Annotated in this window: 18 protein-coding genes; 8 read left to right on the forward strand and 10 right to left on the reverse strand. The window is 64.1% G+C overall.

Translation table 11 applies throughout. The features are described from left to right. Positions 1–51: 51 nt before the first annotated feature. The gene (locus AOT96_RS00875; RefSeq protein WP_065351190.1) at positions 52–750 is read left to right on the forward strand and encodes a metallophosphoesterase family protein; all 699 of its coding nucleotides are present in this window, start codon (positions 52–54) and stop codon (positions 748–750) included. Next, positions 740–1603 carry a hypothetical protein gene (locus tag AOT96_RS00880; RefSeq protein WP_003945080.1) on the forward strand — a complete coding sequence of 288 codons (864 nt, stop codon included), beginning with the start codon at positions 740–742 and terminating at the stop codon, positions 1601–1603. The genes AOT96_RS00875 and AOT96_RS00880 overlap by 11 nt, the downstream gene beginning before the upstream one ends. On the opposite strand, the gene AOT96_RS00885 is transcribed toward AOT96_RS00880, so the two are convergent. Both AOT96_RS00885 and AOT96_RS00890 read right to left on the reverse strand, forming a co-directional pair. Further along, a complete protein-coding gene (locus tag AOT96_RS00885; RefSeq protein WP_065351191.1) occupies positions 1596–2702 on the reverse strand; it encodes a winged helix DNA-binding domain-containing protein in 1107 nt (368 codons plus the stop codon). The genes AOT96_RS00880 and AOT96_RS00885 overlap by 8 nt on opposite strands. A 10-nt stretch (positions 2703–2712) precedes the next feature. Next, a complete protein-coding gene (locus AOT96_RS00890; protein ID WP_065352738.1) occupies positions 2713–3978 on the reverse strand; it encodes a sensor histidine kinase in 1266 nt (421 codons plus the stop codon). 126 nt (positions 3979–4104) lie between these two features. Here AOT96_RS00890 and AOT96_RS00895 point away from each other — a divergent pair, with 126 nt between their 5' ends. Further along, a complete protein-coding gene (locus AOT96_RS00895) occupies positions 4105–4341 on the forward strand; it encodes a hypothetical protein (protein WP_231917373.1) in 237 nt (78 codons plus the stop codon). Positions 4342–4344: 3 nt separating this feature from the next. On the opposite strand, the gene AOT96_RS00900 is transcribed toward AOT96_RS00895, so the two are convergent. From AOT96_RS00900 to AOT96_RS00925, 6 genes are all read right to left on the reverse strand, one after another. Beyond that, positions 4345–5514 carry an ABC transporter ATP-binding protein gene (locus AOT96_RS00900; protein ID WP_003945069.1) on the reverse strand — a complete coding sequence of 390 codons (1170 nt, stop codon included), beginning with the start codon at positions 5512–5514 and terminating at the stop codon, positions 4345–4347. Between the two features lie 4 nt (positions 5515–5518). Next, positions 5519–6349, reverse strand: a complete 831-nt coding sequence (locus AOT96_RS00905) for a carbohydrate ABC transporter permease (RefSeq protein WP_003945075.1) — start codon at positions 6347–6349, stop codon at positions 5519–5521. 1 nt (position 6350) lies between these two features. Continuing rightward, complete coding sequence (locus AOT96_RS00910; RefSeq protein ID WP_044480569.1) at positions 6351–7232, reverse strand: carbohydrate ABC transporter permease; 882 nt, start codon at positions 7230–7232, stop codon at positions 6351–6353. Positions 7233–7312: 80 nt separating this feature from the next. Then, on the reverse strand, positions 7313–8650 hold the full coding sequence (locus AOT96_RS00915) for an ABC transporter substrate-binding protein (RefSeq protein WP_030536939.1): 1338 nt from the start codon (positions 8648–8650) through the stop codon (positions 7313–7315). A 275-nt stretch (positions 8651–8925) separates the two neighbouring features. After that, positions 8926–9420: a general stress protein gene (locus AOT96_RS00920; protein ID WP_003945065.1), complete on the reverse strand. Its 495-nt coding sequence runs from the start codon at positions 9418–9420 to the stop codon at positions 8926–8928. A 107-nt stretch (positions 9421–9527) separates the two neighbouring features. Continuing rightward, positions 9528–10490 (reverse strand): HpcH/HpaI aldolase/citrate lyase family protein, encoded by a 963-nt coding sequence (locus AOT96_RS00925; RefSeq protein ID WP_054187358.1) that lies wholly within the window; start codon positions 10488–10490, stop codon positions 9528–9530. Between the two features lie 72 nt (positions 10491–10562). On the opposite strand from AOT96_RS00925, the gene AOT96_RS00930 reads away from it, so the two are divergent. The 5 genes from AOT96_RS00930 to AOT96_RS00950 all read left to right on the forward strand — a co-directional run bounded on the left by AOT96_RS00930 (position 10563) and on the right by AOT96_RS00950 (position 16103). Continuing rightward, complete coding sequence (locus tag AOT96_RS00930; protein ID WP_003945077.1) at positions 10563–11849, forward strand: magnesium transporter MgtE N-terminal domain-containing protein; 1287 nt, start codon at positions 10563–10565, stop codon at positions 11847–11849. Further along, positions 11846–12388, forward strand: a complete 543-nt coding sequence (locus AOT96_RS00935) for a DUF1003 domain-containing protein (protein WP_003945067.1) — start codon at positions 11846–11848, stop codon at positions 12386–12388. Before AOT96_RS00930 ends, AOT96_RS00935 begins: the two co-directional genes overlap by 4 nt. A 114-nt stretch (positions 12389–12502) precedes the next feature. Beyond that, a complete protein-coding gene (locus AOT96_RS00940; protein ID WP_231917374.1) occupies positions 12503–13933 on the forward strand; it encodes a lytic transglycosylase domain-containing protein in 1431 nt (476 codons plus the stop codon). 145 nt (positions 13934–14078) lie between these two features. Next, complete coding sequence (locus AOT96_RS00945; RefSeq protein WP_003945171.1) at positions 14079–14942, forward strand: lytic transglycosylase domain-containing protein; 864 nt, start codon at positions 14079–14081, stop codon at positions 14940–14942. 24 nt (positions 14943–14966) lie between these two features. Next, positions 14967–16103, forward strand: a complete 1137-nt coding sequence (locus AOT96_RS00950; protein ID WP_003945178.1) for an Mrp/NBP35 family ATP-binding protein — start codon at positions 14967–14969, stop codon at positions 16101–16103. 64 nt (positions 16104–16167) lie between these two features. Here the strand turns inward: AOT96_RS00950 and tatB are convergent, their stop codons facing one another. Further along, positions 16168–16560 carry a Sec-independent protein translocase protein TatB gene (gene tatB / locus AOT96_RS00955; protein ID WP_003945177.1) on the reverse strand — a complete coding sequence of 131 codons (393 nt, stop codon included), beginning with the start codon at positions 16558–16560 and terminating at the stop codon, positions 16168–16170. Between the two features lie 74 nt (positions 16561–16634). After that, complete coding sequence (locus AOT96_RS00960; RefSeq protein WP_065351193.1) at positions 16635–18113, reverse strand: trypsin-like peptidase domain-containing protein; 1479 nt, start codon at positions 18111–18113, stop codon at positions 16635–16637. Positions 18114–18161 lie beyond the last annotated feature (48 nt).

An 18161-nucleotide genomic window follows, 5' to 3' on the forward strand; every position in this document is an offset into this window, starting at 1 on the left:
CCCGCGAGGTTCGCAGCGCAGATACCTCGCGGTGGCGGTAGCGTCGTCGAAATGGTCTCCGTTCTCGCTGTCAGCGACGAGACCGTCGAATTCCTGTGGAGCAGTCAGGTTCGTTCACTCGGAGTCGACGTGATCCTCGGCGCGGGCGATCTGCCGTTTGCGTATCTGGAGTACCTGTCCGATCAGCTGAATGCGCCTTGCGTGTTCGTTCCCGGAAACCACGACGCCGATCTGTCCGGATATTCGAACAAGAGATCGGGTTGGATGCGGGCAGGGATGCCGGCGCAGTGGCCAGGGCCGACCGGCGCAGTCAACGCCGACGGACGCATCGTGACCGTCGCCGGTCTGCGGATCGCCGGCCTCGGCGGTTCCATCCGATACAACACGGGTCCCAATCAGTGGTCCGAGCGCCAGCAGAGCCGACGCGCTCGCTCGCTCGCCTGGCGAAACGCCTGGCAATCGCGGCTTCCCGGCAGTCGGAGGGGCGTGGATGTGCTGCTCACCCACAGCCCCGCCCGTGGCGTCGGCGACGCCGAGGATCGACCACATCGAGGGTTCGAATGCCTCACGCCTTTGATTCACAACCTTGATCCGACGGTCATGATCCACGGACACATCCATCCGCACGGGCGAACACCTCTCGATCTGGAGGTGGGCCGGACTATCGTGCTCAATACCGTCGGCTTCACGCTGATGAAGATTTCCCCAGGTACTCCGCCGACGATCGTGAGGCGCCGACATGGCTCGTGACACCGGATTTCCCACAGCCGACGCGGAAAACGACTTCGCCCGTCAGCGTCGACGTGCCGACGTTGCCCGTCTGGTCAGTTGGCTACGACGCGAACCCGACGACGTCAACGCGATCCTGCCGTTCGACGAGGTTGTCGCAGCTCTGGGCAAGGTCGGCGAGAAGTCTCTGGGTCTGCAGGTCGTCACCATCGAATCGATAGTCGGAAGTGTCGACCGCACAGGTGATTTCGACAGGTACTTCCGTCCGACGTCCACTCATTCGCGCGCTCGTTGGGAGCGACTTGCGGTGGCGCAACGACGCGGCGAATCGGTGCCACCCGTCCAGTTGTATCGGGTCGGCTCCATGCACTTCGTGATCGACGGACACCACCGAGTGTCCATTGCTTGTGCGATGCACCAGAAGACAATCGACGCGTACGTCACCGAGATCATCACGCGTATCTCGCCGGAAGGCATCACTCAGCGCGCCGATCTGCTCATCAAGGATCATCGCCGACTCTTCCTCACCCGCGTTCCGCTGCAGGGTTCACAACGCGAAGCCGTCCAGGTCACCGACCCGTGGGAGTACGCCGAACTCAGTGAGTGTGTGGAGGCGTGGGGTTTTCGGCTCATGCAGGAGAAGGGTGAGTTCCTCGGCCGAGACACGGTCGCCCGCCGCTGGTTCGGCGAGGAGTTTCTGCCCGTCGTGCGAATGCTGCGGGGCGCCGACATGTTGCCCGAGCACACCGACGCCGAGGCCTACTTGTGGATCGCACGGGAGCGGTACCGGTTGGTGCGGCGCCACATGTGGAACGACGAGATCGTGGCCGAACTGCGCGATCGAGCACCCCGAAAGCACAAGCCCGCTACGTAGATACAGTGAAGTGAACCTCGCGGTTCGGGATCTTCGGGTGCATGAACTTCAGCAACGAACGCGCTTCTTTCTCGATGGACGCGAGGGCGGTCTTCGGTTGCTGTGCAAACAGAGTCGCACCCAACTCGACCGTCTCCTTTTCCGGCGTCACCGTCGCGAATCCCACCACCTTTCCGCGCACCAGGATGGCGGGCTTGATGATGCCGTTGACGGTGAAGACACGAGTTCGGTACTGCTCGTCCATGATTCGCGAGCGGTCGGCGTGCGAGAGCAGGATGTTGTCGAACGGGGCAAGGATTCTGACCGGCGGTGTTCCGGAGGTCGGTCGCGGGGCGTCCGGCAGGTCGAATACCTCGGTCCCTTTCGCGTTGACAAAGGTGATCAAGCCGGGACGTAGCCTCTCGAAGACTTCGGCGAGTCTCGTGAGCCCTGACCACGCTTGGGCATCCTTCACACTCGCGGGCCCGAAGGCCGCCAGATAACGAAGCACCATCACATCCGGATCCGGAGTCGAACTCACTTCCGTGCCAAGCCAATTCTCCAAGGTCGTCAGTGCCGGTGCTCCGGATCGTCCCCACAGGCCTCGCGGTGGGACCTGCACCATCGGCAGAAGTCCTCGAACGCCGTGCGCCAGCCCCTCGGCCGCGTGGCCGGGAAAGCGCTCTGCCAGTATCGGTCTCATCTGCATCTGAGTGAGCGGCCCGTCCGCTACCAATTCGCGCCCCGCCCGCGCCAGCGCGTCGAGATCCAACCCGGTGAGCGCAGCACGCTGAGTGCTGTTGGTGTGGAGATCGCGTTCCATGATCGTCTGAACCGTGGCCCGGAAGGGACCCGCATCCGCGGCCGAAAGAGCAAAGACCGTGCCCCGCATGGCAACAAGCCGCACCACCTGGCGCTTCTCGACAAGGGTGGAGAGGTCTTCTGCCGCAAAGTTCTTCAGCCGCGCCCACAGCGCCAGGTAGGGCGGGTTCGGCGCCTGGGCCTGCAGACCTGCCAGGTGCTCGATCGCATCCAACGCACTGACCTCGGCCCTCCGCAGCAGGAACTGCCGCGCCAGAGTCGCCAGGTTGAGCTCGCGATCCGTGATCAGTGCAGCCATCGACAACTCCTCAACGATCGTGGTCAGTGGCGGTGACGATCTCGAACGGTATCTCGACTCGCGCGAGGGTTCCGGACTCTTCACCCGGTCCGACCGAGAACGAGCCACCCGCGGCAACCACACGCAGTTCGTGCGAGAGCAGTCCGATGTGCCCGGCAGCCCGTCGTTCGGCAATCCGATCGGCGCTGATCCCCCGACCGTCGTCCGAGACCACGAGCACCGCACGGTGGTCCAGTCGTGCAAGCTCGATCCGGACGTTCTGCGCGCCGGCATGTTTGACGACGTTGCCCAGAAGCTCTCGGGTGGCGCCGAACAAGACCTCGTCGGCAGACGTGCGTAGATCGTCGTTCCAGCCCGAAGTGTCGACGTCGACCACCACTCCGCCGCGTCCCTGCGCCGAGCGCGCGAGGTCCCCGATCGCGCGGGCAAGGCCCACGTGGACGAGAACTGTGGGATGCAGTTCCGAGACGGAGGATCTCAGCAGCGTTGTCGCTTCACCGAGCGCTTTCCCAGCTCGCGCCAACGCGACGGGTTCCGCACTGCCTGCCAATTCGTCGAGATCCATCCGCGCCGCGAGAACGTACTGGAGCGCCCCGTCGTGCAATTGCTCGGACAGTTCTGTGCGCTCACGCTGCTCCAGCCCCATGAGTTCGGCCAGAAGGCTGGTGCGATGCCCGACGAGGTGCCCGATGGTCAGCACGCGTGATCTTTGAATCCGAGTCAGTCCGATTGCGCCTGCGCCCACTCCGGCCAAGGCCATGGTGCTCAGCAGGATCGACGGCCACGGCTCGGAGTTCGAAGTCATCGTTGCCCAGCTGGAAACGAAGAACACCCCGATCGTGCAGGCAACGACGCCGACACACACGTCCGTCCGCAGTTGCGTACACGCAAGAACCGGAATGACGAAGAGGCCGTTGCTCAAGATGTCGGCGGTCCAACTCTGCTCGGCCGCGAGACCGGTCAGCAATGTCAGAGTTGCGAGCACGGCAAGGTCGACGAACAAGCCGAGCCAGATCATCGTCACCGGACCGGTGCCGCCCTTGCGGATCCACAGCGCCACGGCTGCCGACCAGAGTGCATAGGCGCCCAGAATCGCGAAACACCATCCCGCGTCGTTCATCGGCGGGACGAAAATCAGTGTCAGGGCGATGAACAGCACCAGAGCGCCGCGCACCGTCAGTTGGAGGTACGCACCGCGGTAGGCGTGTTCGCGCATGATCCGCTCGAGGTCCGGGCCACCGGGCAGGTGCTCGGTTCGTACCGAGGATTCGTTCATCTGTCCTCCTGTGCCGCCCATCCCAGTTCCCTGTGAATGAGCTTCGCACACGAGATTTCACAATCAACCCGCAATACCGTGAATGGCACAGCATTCACCGAACCTCGAAACCACGCAGGAGTGCTCATGATCTCGACCCGAGCAAGCAAGCGCCGCATCGCCACTCAATTTGCCGTCGCCGGCGCCCTGGCAGCGGCGCCGATCGCCGTGGTCGCCGGGACAGCGCAAGCCGCCCCGGCCTCCACCCATCACGAACAATTCGGCCGCCTGGTCCCCCTACCCGAGCCGGCCGACGCAGCGCCCGGCCCCGAACAGGTACCGCTCACCTGGGGCGCGACGTATTCGGTCACCTTGCCCGGGTAAAGGTCACAGCAGCAGATTGGCTCCCGTACCGCCGTCGAACACTGCGATCTTGGCGGGATCGAACCACAGATCGACAGACCTGCCCTGGGCCACCGTGGACTCGGACGAGAGCCTGGCAACCAGTTGACCGCCACCAGCGACGGCCGTTCCCGAATCGGCGGCGAGTTCCTCGAGTTCACGAGAATTGACGGCGGGGCCACCAGCGAGGAAATACGCGTACTTGTCCGAACCCATCGATTCCAGCACGTCGACGTCGACGGTGAACGTCCCACCGTGCGGCTTCTGCGCTGCATCGACCAGCGCCACGTCCTCGAAATGTTCCGGCCTGATACCGACCACGACGTCCTTGCCCGAGCCGCTGCCCGAGATCTTCGACTGCGCCGCCGCGGGCAGGCGAACATCGCCGATCGGCGTGCTCACACCGTCGGCCGTCAACTGTCCCGGGAAGAAGTTCATGGACGGGGACCCGATGAACCCCGCCACGAACAGATTGTTCGGTCGATCGTAGAGTTCCTGCGGCGCACCGATCTGTTGCACGATTCCGCCGCGCAGCACGACTACCCGATCGCCGAGCGTCATCGCCTCGGTCTGGTCGTGGGTCACGTAAATCGTTGTCGTACCGAGTCGCTGCTGCAGACGGGCGATCTCCGTCCTCATCTGCACGCGCAGTTTGGCGTCCAGGTTCGATAGCGGCTCGTCCATGAGAAACGCCTTTGGGCTGCGCACGATTGCGCGTCCCATCGCGACACGCTGACGCTGACCGCCCGACAGGTTCGCCGGTTTGCGATCGAGATGCTGGGTGAGGTCGAGGACCCGCGCCGCGTCGTCGACCTTGGCGTTGATCTCGTCCTTGGACATCTTCGCCAAGGTCAACGGGAACGCGATGTTCTGGCGCACCGTCATGTGCGGATACAGCGCATACGACTGGAAGACCATCGCGATGTCGCGGTCCTTGGGGGCGCGTTCGTTGACGCGTTCACCCGCGATCCGCAACTCACCGGTCGAAATGTCTTCCAGCCCGGCAATCATGTTGAGAGTCGTGGATTTTCCACAACCGGACGGGCCCACGAGAATGATGAATTCTCCGTCGGCGATGGTGATGTCGACATCACTGACCGCCTTGGCTCCGTCCGGGTACAGCTTGGTCACCTTGTCCAGCACGATCTCGGCCACAGGCTTATCCCTTCACTGCGCCGGAAGTAAGCCCGGCCACGATACGACGTTGGAAGAACAGAACAAAGATGATGATCGGAATGGTGATGACCATGGCGGCCGCGGCGATCGACCCGGTGGGCTCCTCGAATTGTGAAGCGCCGGTGAAGTTTGCGATGGCCGCAGGGGCGGTGATGGAGCGTTCGGTCGACGTCAGCGAGATCGCGAACAACAGATCGTTCCAGCAGAAGATGAACACCAGAATGCCCGCCGTGACGATGCCGGGCGCGGCGAGCGGAGCTACCACCTTCCGGAACGCCTGCCCCGGCGTCGCGCCGTCCATCTGCGCCGCCTTCTCGAGTTCCCAAGGAATCTCTTTGAAGAATGCCGAGAGCGTGTAGATCGCCAACGGCAACGCAAAGGTGATGTACGGCAGGATGAGTCCGGCCCAGGTGTCGAAGAGTCCGAGCCGTCGTTCGATGTCGAACAGCGGGCTCACCAATGAAATCTGCGGGAACATCGCGATCAGCAGGGCAACAGCCACCAGCAGCTTCTTGCCCGGAAAATCCAGGCGCGCAATCGCGTAAGCAGCCATGGTTCCGATCACCACGGCGATGACCGTCGAGATGAGTCCGATGCCGATGGAGTTGATCAGAGCACTGGTGAAGGCGCTGGTGTCGAAGATTCCTCGGTAGTTGTCCAGGGTCCACTTCTCCGGAATGAACTTGCCGTCCTTGATGGTTCCGGCGGGCTTGAAGGACAGGCTCGCAATCCACAGGACGGGAACCAACGCGTACAGCAAGACCAGAAGGTTGACGACGGACCAGCTGATCTTGAGTCTGGGAGTCACGGTCATGTCAGCGTCCTTCCGTATCGGATCCGGGAGCCGAAGCACCGAAAAGTTTGATGAAGATGAACGCGATCACGGCCACACACACGAAGATCAACACGCTGATCGCGGATCCGATGCCCAAGTTGAATGCCTTGAACAGATTGTCGTAACCCAGAATCGACACCGACCCGGTGTCGTTCGCTCCCTTCGTGAGCACGTAGATGTTGTCGAAGATGCGGAATGCGTCGAGTGTGCGGAACAGCAGAGCGACGAGGATGGCGGGCTTCATCAGCGGAAGGATGATGCGTACCAACCGGGTCCACGCGCCGGCGCCGTCCACCTGAGCCGCCTTGAGAAGGTCATCGGGCACGAGCGCCAAGCCGGCGAGCAGGAGCAGCGCCATGAACGGCGTCGTCTTCCAGACCTCGGCAAGGACGATGATCGCGAGCGACGGGATCTGGTCGGTGAGCGGCGCACTGCCGTCGGGCAGGAGATTGGCGAGGTAGCCGGTCCCCGGCGTCCACGCGTAGTACCAGCTGTATGCCGCCGCGACGGTGACGATGCCGTACGGGATGAGCACAACGGTGCGGACGAGCCCCTTACCCACGATCGTTCGGTGCATCACCAGTGCGATGGTCAGTCCGAGAACGAACTCGATGACGACCGAGACAACCGTGATCGACGTCGTCACCGCGAACGCTTGCCACCAGTAACCGTCGGTCAGCACCGACACGTAGTTGTCGAACCACACGAACTTTCGTTGATCCGGGAAGCGCAGGTCGTAGCGCTGCAAACTCAGCCAAACGGCGTAGACCACCGGATACGCGGTCACCGCGATCATGAGAATCGCGGCCGGGGCCACCAGCCAGAGACCGAGTCGACGCTCAGCCGCCTTTCCGTCGGACATCTTCGACTTCGCGGAGTGCTTCGGCTCCGGCGATGGCGTCGCGACTGTTGGTGCAGCTCCCGAATTTTCGCTGTCGATCGTCACGGAATCAGCCCCTCGGAATTGACTGCCTTGCGTACCTGCTCGGCAAGATCGTTCACGGTCGATTCCGGATCGATGTTTCCCACAGGGTTCAGCGTGGCAGTGATGAGCGTCGAAATACTCTGATAGGCAGGAGAAACCGGCCGAACCGAAGCGGTGTCCAGGCTGTCGCGAACCTCACGCCACGCCGGGTACGCCTCCTGGAACGCCGGGTCGTCGTACAGGCTCTCGAGAGTCGGCGGAACGCCACCGGCTACCGCGTTGTTGCGCTGATTCTCCTCGTTACGCAGACAGGTCAGCGCATCGAAAGCGAGGTCCGGATGCTGGCTGGTCTTGGCCACCGCCACGTTGAAGCCGCCGATCGTGACCTCGGCCGGCTTACCCTCGATCACCGAGGGATACGGAGCGGCAAGGAAATTCCGTTCTCCGTTCACCGTGAGCACCGTGTTTCCGGTGTTCTCACTGGTGACGTTGCCCTTGTCGTCGATGTACGGCAGATCGCCCTTCTCGGCGTTCTCCATGATGCCGGGCAGCACGAACGGCCAGTTGACCTGGAAGGCAGATTTGCCGCTCTCCATACCCAGTCGCGACGACGCTTCATCCCCCTGCGAGATCGAGGGATCCGCACCCTTGGCGGTAGCGACGCGCTTCATGACGGTCAGCGCCTGCTGGGCAGCATCACCGTCGGCCACCGTCACGGTTGTTCCGTCCGGCCCCACCACCGATCCGCCGGCACTGGCGAGAAGGGTGTTGAACCAGACCATCAATCCTTCGTACTGCTTGCCCTGCACACCGATCCAGCTGGGGCGCCCCTCCGCGGCCAGGCCTTCGGAGATGTCGATCATCTGATCCCAGGTCTGGGGTGGTTGCCCGTCCGGCATCAAATCCTTTCGATACCAGAGCAATTGGGTGTTGGTGTTCAATGGCGCCGCATAGAGTTGGTCCTGCCACTTCGCCGACTCCAGCGGACCCTCGAGCGTCCCGTTGCTGACCTCGGCCGCCACGTCGTCAGGAAGCGGCAATGCCCATCCCGCTTCGGCGAATTCGGCAGTCCACACCACGTCGAGCGTCATCAGATCGAGTGACTTGTCGTTGCCGGTCAGACGCCGGGCCAACTGAAGTCGCTGGTCGTCGGCACCCTTGGGCAGAGTTTTCTGCTCGACCCGGTACGCGCCGTTCGACGCCGCCGAACAATTGGCGGCGGCCTCCGCATACTGCTCGGCGCCGTCGGCAGCGGTGTAGAAGGACAGCACCACGCCGTCGTCATTGTCCGATCCGCACGCACTGAGCAAGGGCGCCAACAACAATGTTGCCGCGCCGAGCAGCCCCGCCCGCAATTTCTTCTTCTGTCCCGCCCGCGATCTCTCGTTCTGCCCCGCCCGCGATCTCTCGTTCTGCCCCGCCCGCGATCTCTTGTTCTGCACAGCCGTCCTCCTCGGGCGGCGAGACGGCGCAGTCGTTACGGCTGGCCGACGCACCACACATCGGCACTTTTGCCGGAGAAGGGACCTATTTCCTTGTCCGGCAAACGGTCACGGGAAGCGAGTACTACCGCGCCCGCGTGTACATAAAGTAACCGAGATCACACAAGTTGGCAGCCCGAGCGAGAATGTCAGATGGCGAGCTTGGCGAGCAGGTCGCGCGCCGACTCCGCCGTCTTGGGCTCACACAGTACGTCGTAACGTCCGGCTACCAACTGCATCGTCGAGGCGAAGTCCCGCTGCCCACGCGTCGCGGCGTACGGAATCGTCGTGGAGATGACACCGAAGATGATGCCGCCCACGATGCCCGCGATCAGCGGAGCGAGGAAACCACCGGTGACGATTCCGAGCACCAGGCCGAAGAAGACACCGAGCCAAGCACCGGAGACGATGCCGCCACCGATCACCTTGGCCCACGTCAACCGACCGAGAACTCGCTCGACCTGCATCAGGTTCACGCCGACGATCGTGACGTCCTGAACCGGGAATTCCTGATCGGAGAGGTAATCGACTGCGCGCTGCGCCTCGGCGTAGGTGGGGTACGACCCGATGGGCCATCCCGAAGGCGGTGTCGGCAACGCTCCACGGCGCGACCCATTCGACGATTGACCGAGCGGATTGGACATGGCTGGCTGCGCTCCTCTTTTCGGGCACGTCATCCACGCGGATGACGCAAGTACATCTACCCCCTATTGTGCCCTTTACAGACCTGATTCGTTCGGCTATGCGAGCGTCAGGCGTGTTCGGGCGGCGTGAATTCCGACGTGCGCGCCATCCCCGCGGCGCGACCCTTGGCCGAAATCACCAGTGCCATCTTGCGACTCGCCTCGTCGATCATCTCGTCGCCGAGCATGACGGCGCCCCGCCCTCCCCCGGCAGCCGAGGTGTGGAACGCGTACGCGTCCAAGATGAGTTCCGCACGGTCGTAATCGGATTGGCGCGGACTGAACACCTCGTTGGCCGCCTCGATCTGCGTGGGGTGCAGAACCCACTTGCCGTCGAAACCGAGCGCTGCCGTTCGCGCAGCCGACCGAGTGAAAGCCTCGACGTCGCGGATCTGCAGGTACGGCCCGTCGATGGCCTGGACGCCGTGCGCCCGCGCGGCCATCAAGATGGTCATCAGGATGTGGTGATACGCGTCACCGCGGTCGTAGCCGTCCGGTTGCTCACCGACGACCAGAGTTCTCATGTTCAAGCTCGCCATGAAGTCGGCCGGGCCGAACACGAGCGCCTCGACGCGGGGACTCGCGGTGGCGATCGCGTCGATGTTGGTCAAGCCGATCGCGTTCTCGATCTGCGGTTCGATCCCGATCCTGCCGACCTCGAGACCGTTGGCCTTCTCGACCTGCGTCAACAACAAATCGAGCGCCTGGACGTGACTCGCATCGGGAACCTTGGGCAGCAGAATGGCGTCCAGATGCGCTCCGGCGCGGCCCACCACCTCCACGACGTCGGCATACGTCCATTCGGTGGTCCAGTCGTTGACCCGGACGACCTTGACCTGTTTGCCCCACCCGTCCTCGGCCAACGCGTCGCCGATCGACTCCCTGGCCGCCTGCTTCGCCAGCGGCGCCACCGCATCTTCGAGGTCGAGAAAGATCTCGTCGGCGGGCAATCCCTTCGCCTTGTCGATCATCTTCCGACTGCTGCCGGGAACTGCCAATACCGATCGACGGGAACGGTTGCGTGAAGTCATTGCGGACTGCCCTTCTCGATTTTCGGTGGCGCCGTTGCAGATTTTGACGCTGGACGAATTAGCCTTGCAATCATGGCAGCAGCAGGCAAGGTATTTGCAGCCAGGCTTGCCGGCCTGGTTGTACTCGGCCCGGACGGCGAATCGATCGGTCGTGTGCGCGACGTCGTCATCACGGTCCGCATCGGACGCCAGCAACCCCGCGTTCTCGGTCTGGTGATCGAAATGTTCACGCGCAAACGTATTTTCGTTCCGATGTTGCGTGTGACAGCAATCGAACCGAGTGCAGTCACCCTCACCACCGGCAACGTCAGTCTGCGGCGCTTCAACCAGCGCCCGGGCGAAGTGCTCGCTCTGGCGCAGGTACTCGATTCGCATGTGCGCGTGGACGACCCGGAACTCGAGGAGCTTCACGGCGTCGACACGATAGTCGTCGATCTCGGAATCGAATCGACGCGGACGCGAGACTGGGTGGTCTCCAAGGTCGCGGTTCGCGGCCATCGCGGACGCCTCGGTCGACGCGCGGCGATTCACATCGTCGACTGGCAGCACGTCGCCGGCCTCACCCAGAGCGATCTCTCACTCCCCGGCCAGGGCGTAGCTCACCTGCTTCTCCAGTACGAAGGCATGCGACCCGCCGATGTGGCCAACGCCATGCGCGAACTGCCGGAGAAGCGCCGCCACGAACTGGCCGTGGCGCTCGACGACGAACGCCTCGCCGACGTCGTGCAGGAACTGCCGGCGGACGACCAGACCGATCTGCTGATGCACCTGGAAGTCGAACGTGCCGCCGATCTACTCGAAGCGATGGATCCCGACGACGCCGCCGACCTGTTGGGCGAGCTGCCCGAAACCGAGGCCGAGTCACTGCTTCAGTTGATGGACCCGCAGGATTCCGAACCTGTTCGACGCCTGCTCGAGCATTCCCCGGACACTGCCGGTGGTCTGATGACGCCCGAACCGGTGGTACTGACGGCCTCGACGACGGTCGCGGAGGCCCTTGCCCGCGCCCGCAACTACGACGTGACCCCGGCGCTGTCGAGCATGGTCTTCGTCGTACGTCCGCCGACGGCGACTCCGACCGGGCGGTATCTCGGCTGCGTCCACCTGCAGAAGCTTCTCCGCGAGCCTCCCGCCAGCCTGGTAGGCGGACTACTCGACACCGACATGCCCCGGTTGGCCCCGGACGACTCGTTGGCGTCGGTCACCCGATATTTCGCGACGTACAACTTGGTATGCGGGCCGGTCGTGGACGACGAGAACCACCTGATCGGGGCGGTGACGGTCGACGACGTGCTCGATCACCTCCTGCCGGAAGACTGGCGTGAGGATTACTCCGACGACGAGGAACTACTCCGATGAGCGAACGGGCGTCGAGCACGACCGCACGGCAACGACTGGAAACGCCCCGCGGAAGCCGCCGGTTCAATCTCGATTTCGACGTCGAAGCTGTCGGGCGCGTCAGTGAACGCATCGCCCGCTTCCTCGGCACCGGGCGTTATCTCGCAATCCAGACGATCATCGTGATCGTCTGGATCCTGATCAACGTGTTCGCGGTGGCCCTGCAGTGGGACCCGTACCCGTTCATCCTGCTCAACCTGGCCTTCTCCACCCAGGCCGCCTACGCGGCGCCGCTGATCCTGCTGGCCCAGAACCGTCAGGAGAACCGCGACCGGGTCTCGCTCGAGGAGGACCGCTCACGCGCCGAGCAAACCAAGGCGGATACCGAATTCCTCGCCCGAGAACTCGCAGCTCTGCGTATCGCCGTCGGCGAGGTTGCCACCCGCGACTACCTGCGACGGGAGCTCGAGGAGATCAAGTCGATCCTTGCTGCCGACGGCGAACCGACCCCGAAGAAGAAGCACCGTGACTCGAATACTGCGAAACAAAGTCACAACTAGCTGAGCGTTCGCTGAGTTTTGCTGCACGCACCGTGACCGATATGTAACGTAAGTCACAGCAATATGGATATCACGGTGGGTACTCCGGAGCGGGAGCGCCAGCAAAGGGGAATCGTGCGAGTACGCGGAATGATTGCAGCATCCACACTAGTGGGGGGACTGCTCGTCGTCACAGGTCCAGCGGCCCTCACTGCCGGAAGCGCACCGACCGGAGGGTCACAGGTTCCGATCGCACTGGCGGGCTCCGCCTCGATTGCGCAGCCGGACTCTGTCGACTTCCTCCCGACGCCCCGCACGGTCCGAACGCAAAGATCGGCCCCGCCCAGCGATACGGTCGCCGGCGCCCCGGCAGCGCCCAACGCCGCGGCCGTCGTCCTCACCTCTCTGGGCATCCCCGAGATCGTCCTGAACGCGTACCGCTCCGCGGAGCTGGTGATGATGACCGAGGCACCGGGATGCGGAATCCCCTGGCATCTTCTGGCCGGCATCGGACGCATCGAATCCGGTCACGCCAACGGCGGCAAGACGACCTCGGTGGGTACGACGGTCACCCCGATCCTCGGCCCCGTCCTCGACGGACGGCTGGCAGGCAACGAAGTCATTCGGGACACCGACAAGGGCGCAATCGACGGCGACCCCACTCACGACCGCGCCGTCGGGCCGATGCAGTTCATTCCGGCCACCTGGGCCGGATATGCCAGCGACGGCAACGGGGACGGAATCAAGGACCCCAACAACGTCTTCGATGCGGCACTCTCGGCAGCGAAGTACCTCTGCAGCGGCGGACTCAACCTGCGCGATGTCGCCCAGGAGACCAAAGCTGTTCTGCGATACAACAACTCGGCCGCTTACGCAGCAAACGTGATCATGTGGTCGACGGCATACAAGAACGGTGTCATTCCTTCCGGTCAGCTGCCGTACACCTCGGGCATCAACACCGGCAGCTCCGCGATCAACGCCGCCGCCTCGGCAGACTCCGCCGCTTCGGCCGTACTCGCCGCGGCTGCGGCTACCGATCCGGCGGCCGGCGACAAGGAATCAGCGTCGACGACGCCGACCCCGACCACCGCTCCCCTCTTCCCGGGTCTGCCGGACATGCCTGCACTCTCACCCGAGATCCAGGCACTGATCCCGCCGGGCGTCATGCCGACCAGCCCCGCTCCGGGACCCAACGCCGCCCGGAACGCAGCTCCCGGTCCGATCATCCCGCTCCCCGTCCTCACCTCACGGGGTCTCGTGTGGCCGATTCTGACGGCCGAGGGATGGCGCTGGCCCGACGACATGTGTGTGATCCTTCCGGACCCCGCAGCCCTCGACGCCTTGCAGGACGGCATCCTTCTGCCGTGCACGATCCCGGGCATGGCAGTGGCCGCCACGGCACCCGCCACCACCGACGCGGCTCCCGCGGAATCCTCTCCACCCGCCGCCCCCTCTCCGGAGCCCGCACCGGCACCCGCACCCGCACCCGCACCGGAGCCCGCTCCGGCCCCGGCTCCGGCATTCGTGCCGTTCTTCCCGGGCCTACCCGGCATGCCCGCTCTGTAACCGAAAAATCACGAAAGAACAGTGCATATGCCCCAAACTGCCCTTCTAGATCACGGTTGAATAACGGAAACGCAACAAATCAGGTAGCCTCGACTCCGTCAGTTGAACGGAAAACCTCCTCGCGGAGGTTCAGGAGGCATACACAGTGGGTCGGCACAGCAAGAAGACAGATTCGCACATCCGTCGAAATTCGGTCATCGCGCTCACCGGACTCATCCCTATCGGACTCGTCACCGCAGCCAACACGGCCGGCGCCGCTCCCAAGGTCCCGTTCTTCAACACCAGCTCCGCCGAAACGGTGGACACCGCCGCACAAGCCACGCAGGAGCCGCAGGCGCAGATTCTGCCCGCCGTCGAAGCAATCGCCGAGCCGGCTCCCGCCCCCGCGCCGGAACCCGCGCCGCTGGCTCCCGTGCAGGCCACTCCCCCGCTCCCCGCGTCCATGGCCGAGGGAGCACTCGGAATCCCGAGCGTGAGCGTCGCCGCCTACCAGAACGCCGAGCGGATCCTCGCCGTCGAGAAGCCCAACTGCAACATGCACTGGACGCTCCTCGCCGGTATCGGCCGCGTCGAATCCGGCCACGCCAACGACGGCAAGGACGCCGACGCGAACGGCAACCTCTACAAGCCCGTGATCGGCCTGCCACTCAACGGCAGCCTCCCCGGCCAGGCCGTCATCATGGACACCGACGGCGGCGCCCTCGACGGCGACACCGTCTACGACCGCGCAGTCGGCCCGATGCAGTTCATCCCGTCCACGTGGAACCAATACGCCGGTGACGGCAACGGTGACGGAATCGCCGACCCGCAGAACCTTTTCGACTCCGCACTGACCACCGGCAAGTACCTGTGCGACGGCGGACTCAACATGCAGGACGTCACCCAGGTTGCCTCCGCGATCCACCGCTACAACAACTCGGCCGCCTACGTCGCCAACGTTCTTGCCTGGTCGCTCGGGTACTCCACCGGCATCGTGCCCGCCGCATCGGACCTGCCGCGCATCCACTGACCTACCTGGACTTACCATGGAGTCATGTCTGTACTGACCGAGTCCGACGTTCGCTCCGCGCTCGCGCGAGTTCTGGACCCAGAGATCCGCAAACCCATCACCGAACTGGGGATGGTCAAGGGGATCTCCCTCTCCAGTGACAACAGCGTCGACATCGGCATCTATCTCACGACCGCCGGCTGCCCGATGCGCACCGAGATCACCGAACGCGTCACCAAGGCCGTCGCCGACGTCGCCGGGGTCGGTGCGATCCGCGTCGAACTCGACGTCATGGACGACGCCCAGCGGACCGAGCTCCGCAAGTCGCTTCGCGGCGATTCCGCCGAACCCGTCATCCCGTTCGCCCAGCCAGGTTCACTCACCCGCGTCTACGCCGTGGCCTCCGGCAAGGGTGGCGTCGGAAAGTCCAGCGTGACAGTCAATCTCGCGGCAGCAATGGCCGCGCGCGGACTGTCCGTGGGTGTACTCGACGCGGATATCTACGGCCACTCGATCCCCCGCATGCTCGGCACTGACGCCAAGCCGACTCAGGTCGAGCGCATGATCATGCCGCCCGTCGCCCACGACGTGAAGATGATCTCCATCGCGCAGTTCACCCAGGGCAACACACCTGTCGTCTGGCGCGGACCGATGCTGCACCGCGCGCTCCAGCAGTTCCTCGCCGACGTGTTCTGGGGCGATCTGGACGTGCTGCTGCTCGATCTGCCGCCCGGCACCGGTGACATCGCCATCTCGGTGGCTCAGCTCATCCCGAGCGCCGAGATCCTGGTCGTCACCACACCGCAGCAGGCTGCTGCAGAGGTCGCCGAGCGCGCGGGCGCGATCGCCCTGCAGACCCGCCAGCGCGTCGCCGGCGTCGTCGAGAACATGTCCTGGCTCGAACTTCCCGACGGCACCCGTATGGACGTCTTCGGCGAAGGCGGCGGGCAGACCGTCTCCGATCGCCTCACGAAGGCCGTCGGCGCCAAGGTTCCGCTTCTCGGACAGATCCCGCTGGATCCGTCCGTCCGCGAGGCAGGCGACGCCGGGACGCCGATCGTCCTCAGCGCTCCCGATTCACCCGCAGCCATCGCACTCAAGGACATCGCCGACAAGTTGGCCGTCCGTCAGCGCGGGCTGGCCGGAATGTCGCTCGGTATCAACACGGTTCGCAACCTGTAGAACCCCCTCATACGGAAGGGCGCCTGTCACCGATCGGTGACAGGCGCCCTTGCGTATGTCGAATCTAGGTGGCGTCGAAGTCCACAGGAGGACGTTCGCCGGCGGTGAGTGGCTTGTCCTTCGACAGCGTCTTCGGCTCCTGCACTCCGCTCTGCGGCTTCTTGTCGAAGTTGCCCGTGAAGATGGAGTCGTCGCCGTCGAGGAGGTGCTGGGTGATCACAGCGCGCGGCGTCATTCCGCGCAGCTTGTTCAGATCTGCGAGCGGTTTACGCAGATCCTCGAAATCGGTGCCCAGTTCTTCCTTGAGCTGATTGGAAGCGCCCGAAGCATATTCGCGCACCTGCCTCAGGGATTTCGTGACCCAGGAGACCGCACCAGGAAGCCGCTCAGGTCCCAAGATGACCAGAGCCGCTACGAGGAGGATCATGAACTCGCCCCAACCGATGTTGCCAAACACAGGGTCAGCCTACTGTGTGCTCGCTCGGTGCGCGCATGTCCGGATCAACCTCACAGGAAGATCGCAGGGTCCGATCAGTCCGACACCGGCGTGACCGAAATGTCGACCTGCCGTCCGTCGCGGATCAACTGAACGTTGACGGGTTGGTCGACGGTCGTCGCGTTGACCGCAACCACCAATTCGTCGGCGCTTGTCACCGGTCGGTCACCGACCTTGACGATGACGTCACCCTCGACGATCCCCGCACGTTGCGCTGGGCTGCCGTCGCGCACGTTGGCCACCGCAGCACCACTGGTCGCGTCGTTGACCGCGGTGCGTGCATTCACGCCGATGTCGGGGTGATGAACCTTGCCGTCACGGATGATGGTCTGCGCCACCTCGGTCACCGTGTCGATCGGAATCGCGAAGCCGAGCCCGACCGAACCGCCGGACTCACTGAGCATTGCGGTGTTGATGCCGATGACGCGGGCTTCGTCGTCGACGAGCGCACCACCGGAGTTGCCGTGGTTGATCGCCGCGTCGGTCTGGACGGCGTCGATGACGGCGTTGGTGTCGGTGCCTTCACCCGACAACCGCAGAGGCCGGTTCAGTGCACTGACGATTCCGCGGGTGACGGTCTTGCTCAATCCGAGCGGTGAGCCGACGGCGACGACGTCGTCGCCCACCTGAACATCCTCGGATTTTCCGAGCTGAGCGACCGTCAGATTGTTCGCCGACACCTTGAGCACTGCGAGGTCTGTCTTGACGTCACGTCCGACGATCTGGGCGTCGGTCTTGGTTCCGTCGGAGAAGATCACCTGGATCTTCGCGTCCTGAGCGGGCGGAACGGCCGAGGAGATCACGTGGTTGTTGGTGACGATGTATCCGGCGCCGTCGATGACCACACCGGAACCCGTGCTGCCCTGGTCGCCGACGGCGACCTGAATCGACACCACGGATGGCAGTACGGCGTCGGCGACTTTCGCCACCTGAGACTCCGGCTGTTCCCCACCGCCGGATTGAACGAGCGTGACACGTGAGCTGGTGAGTGAACTGCGGTCGGCAGTGATGACAGTGGCAAGCAATCCACCGACGAGAGCGATGACAAGCGCCATGCCCGCAAGCGCGGCCAGTGCCGAGGGGGCGACCTTGCGACCGAACAACAGCTCACGCACGTCGAGTTTCTGGGCGGGAGGCAACTGCACCGGCGCCTCGGACTCTGCGGGCTTGCCCAGCGAGACGGCGGATTCAGGATCGCGCCACGGATCACGCGGCGTTTCTTCGTCGGGCGTGTTGTTCGCCGTCGCCTCGGGATCGCGACCGATCGACTCGGTGGCGTCTGCGGGTCGACCGAACGCTTCGGCCAGAACCGGGTCCGGAGTCCCGATCACGACATCGGAGGACGGAGTCGATCGCGCGGCCACCGGAGTGAACGAGCCCTCGACTCCACTCGGCCGACCGAACACCTGGCGCGAGGCCGGATCGATCTGGGGTCGATAGACCGGACGGGGGTCGAGAACCGGCGCATCTGCCGGTCTGTCCACCGAACCGTTTGCCGAAGAATCCGAACTCACTCCGGAGTGCCCCCTTTTTCCGTCAGTCACATGGTCCAGTATCACTGA

This window comes from Rhodococcus sp. 008, assembly GCF_001682295.1.
Taxonomy (GTDB): Bacteria; Actinomycetota; Actinomycetes; order Mycobacteriales; family Mycobacteriaceae; genus Rhodococcus_F; species Rhodococcus_F qingshengii.

Coding starts and splice junctions, on each gene's coding strand:
- AOT96_RS00875 (WP_065351190.1), top strand. CDS start 52: ATGGTCTCCGTTCTCGCTGTCAGCGACGAGACCGTCGAATTCCTGTGG.
- AOT96_RS00880 (WP_003945080.1), top strand. CDS start 740: ATGGCTCGTGACACCGGATTTCCCACAGCCGACGCGGAAAACGACTTC.
- AOT96_RS00885 (WP_065351191.1), bottom strand. CDS start 2,702: ATGGCTGCACTGATCACGGATCGCGAGCTCAACCTGGCGACTCTGGCG.
- AOT96_RS00890 (WP_065352738.1), bottom strand. CDS start 3,978: ATGAACGAATCCTCGGTACGAACCGAGCACCTGCCCGGTGGCCCGGAC.
- AOT96_RS00895 (WP_231917373.1), top strand. CDS start 4,105: ATGATCTCGACCCGAGCAAGCAAGCGCCGCATCGCCACTCAATTTGCC.
- AOT96_RS00905 (WP_003945075.1), bottom strand. CDS start 6,349: ATGACCGTGACTCCCAGACTCAAGATCAGCTGGTCCGTCGTCAACCTT.
- AOT96_RS00910 (WP_044480569.1), bottom strand. CDS start 7,232: ATGTCCGACGGAAAGGCGGCTGAGCGTCGACTCGGTCTCTGGCTGGTG.
- AOT96_RS00920 (WP_003945065.1), bottom strand. CDS start 9,420: ATGTCCAATCCGCTCGGTCAATCGTCGAATGGGTCGCGCCGTGGAGCG.
- AOT96_RS00925 (WP_054187358.1), bottom strand. CDS start 10,490: ATGACTTCACGCAACCGTTCCCGTCGATCGGTATTGGCAGTTCCCGGC.
- AOT96_RS00930 (WP_003945077.1), top strand. CDS start 10,563: ATGGCAGCAGCAGGCAAGGTATTTGCAGCCAGGCTTGCCGGCCTGGTT.
- AOT96_RS00935 (WP_003945067.1), top strand. CDS start 11,846: ATGAGCGAACGGGCGTCGAGCACGACCGCACGGCAACGACTGGAAACG.
- AOT96_RS00950 (WP_003945178.1), top strand. CDS start 14,967: ATGTCTGTACTGACCGAGTCCGACGTTCGCTCCGCGCTCGCGCGAGTT.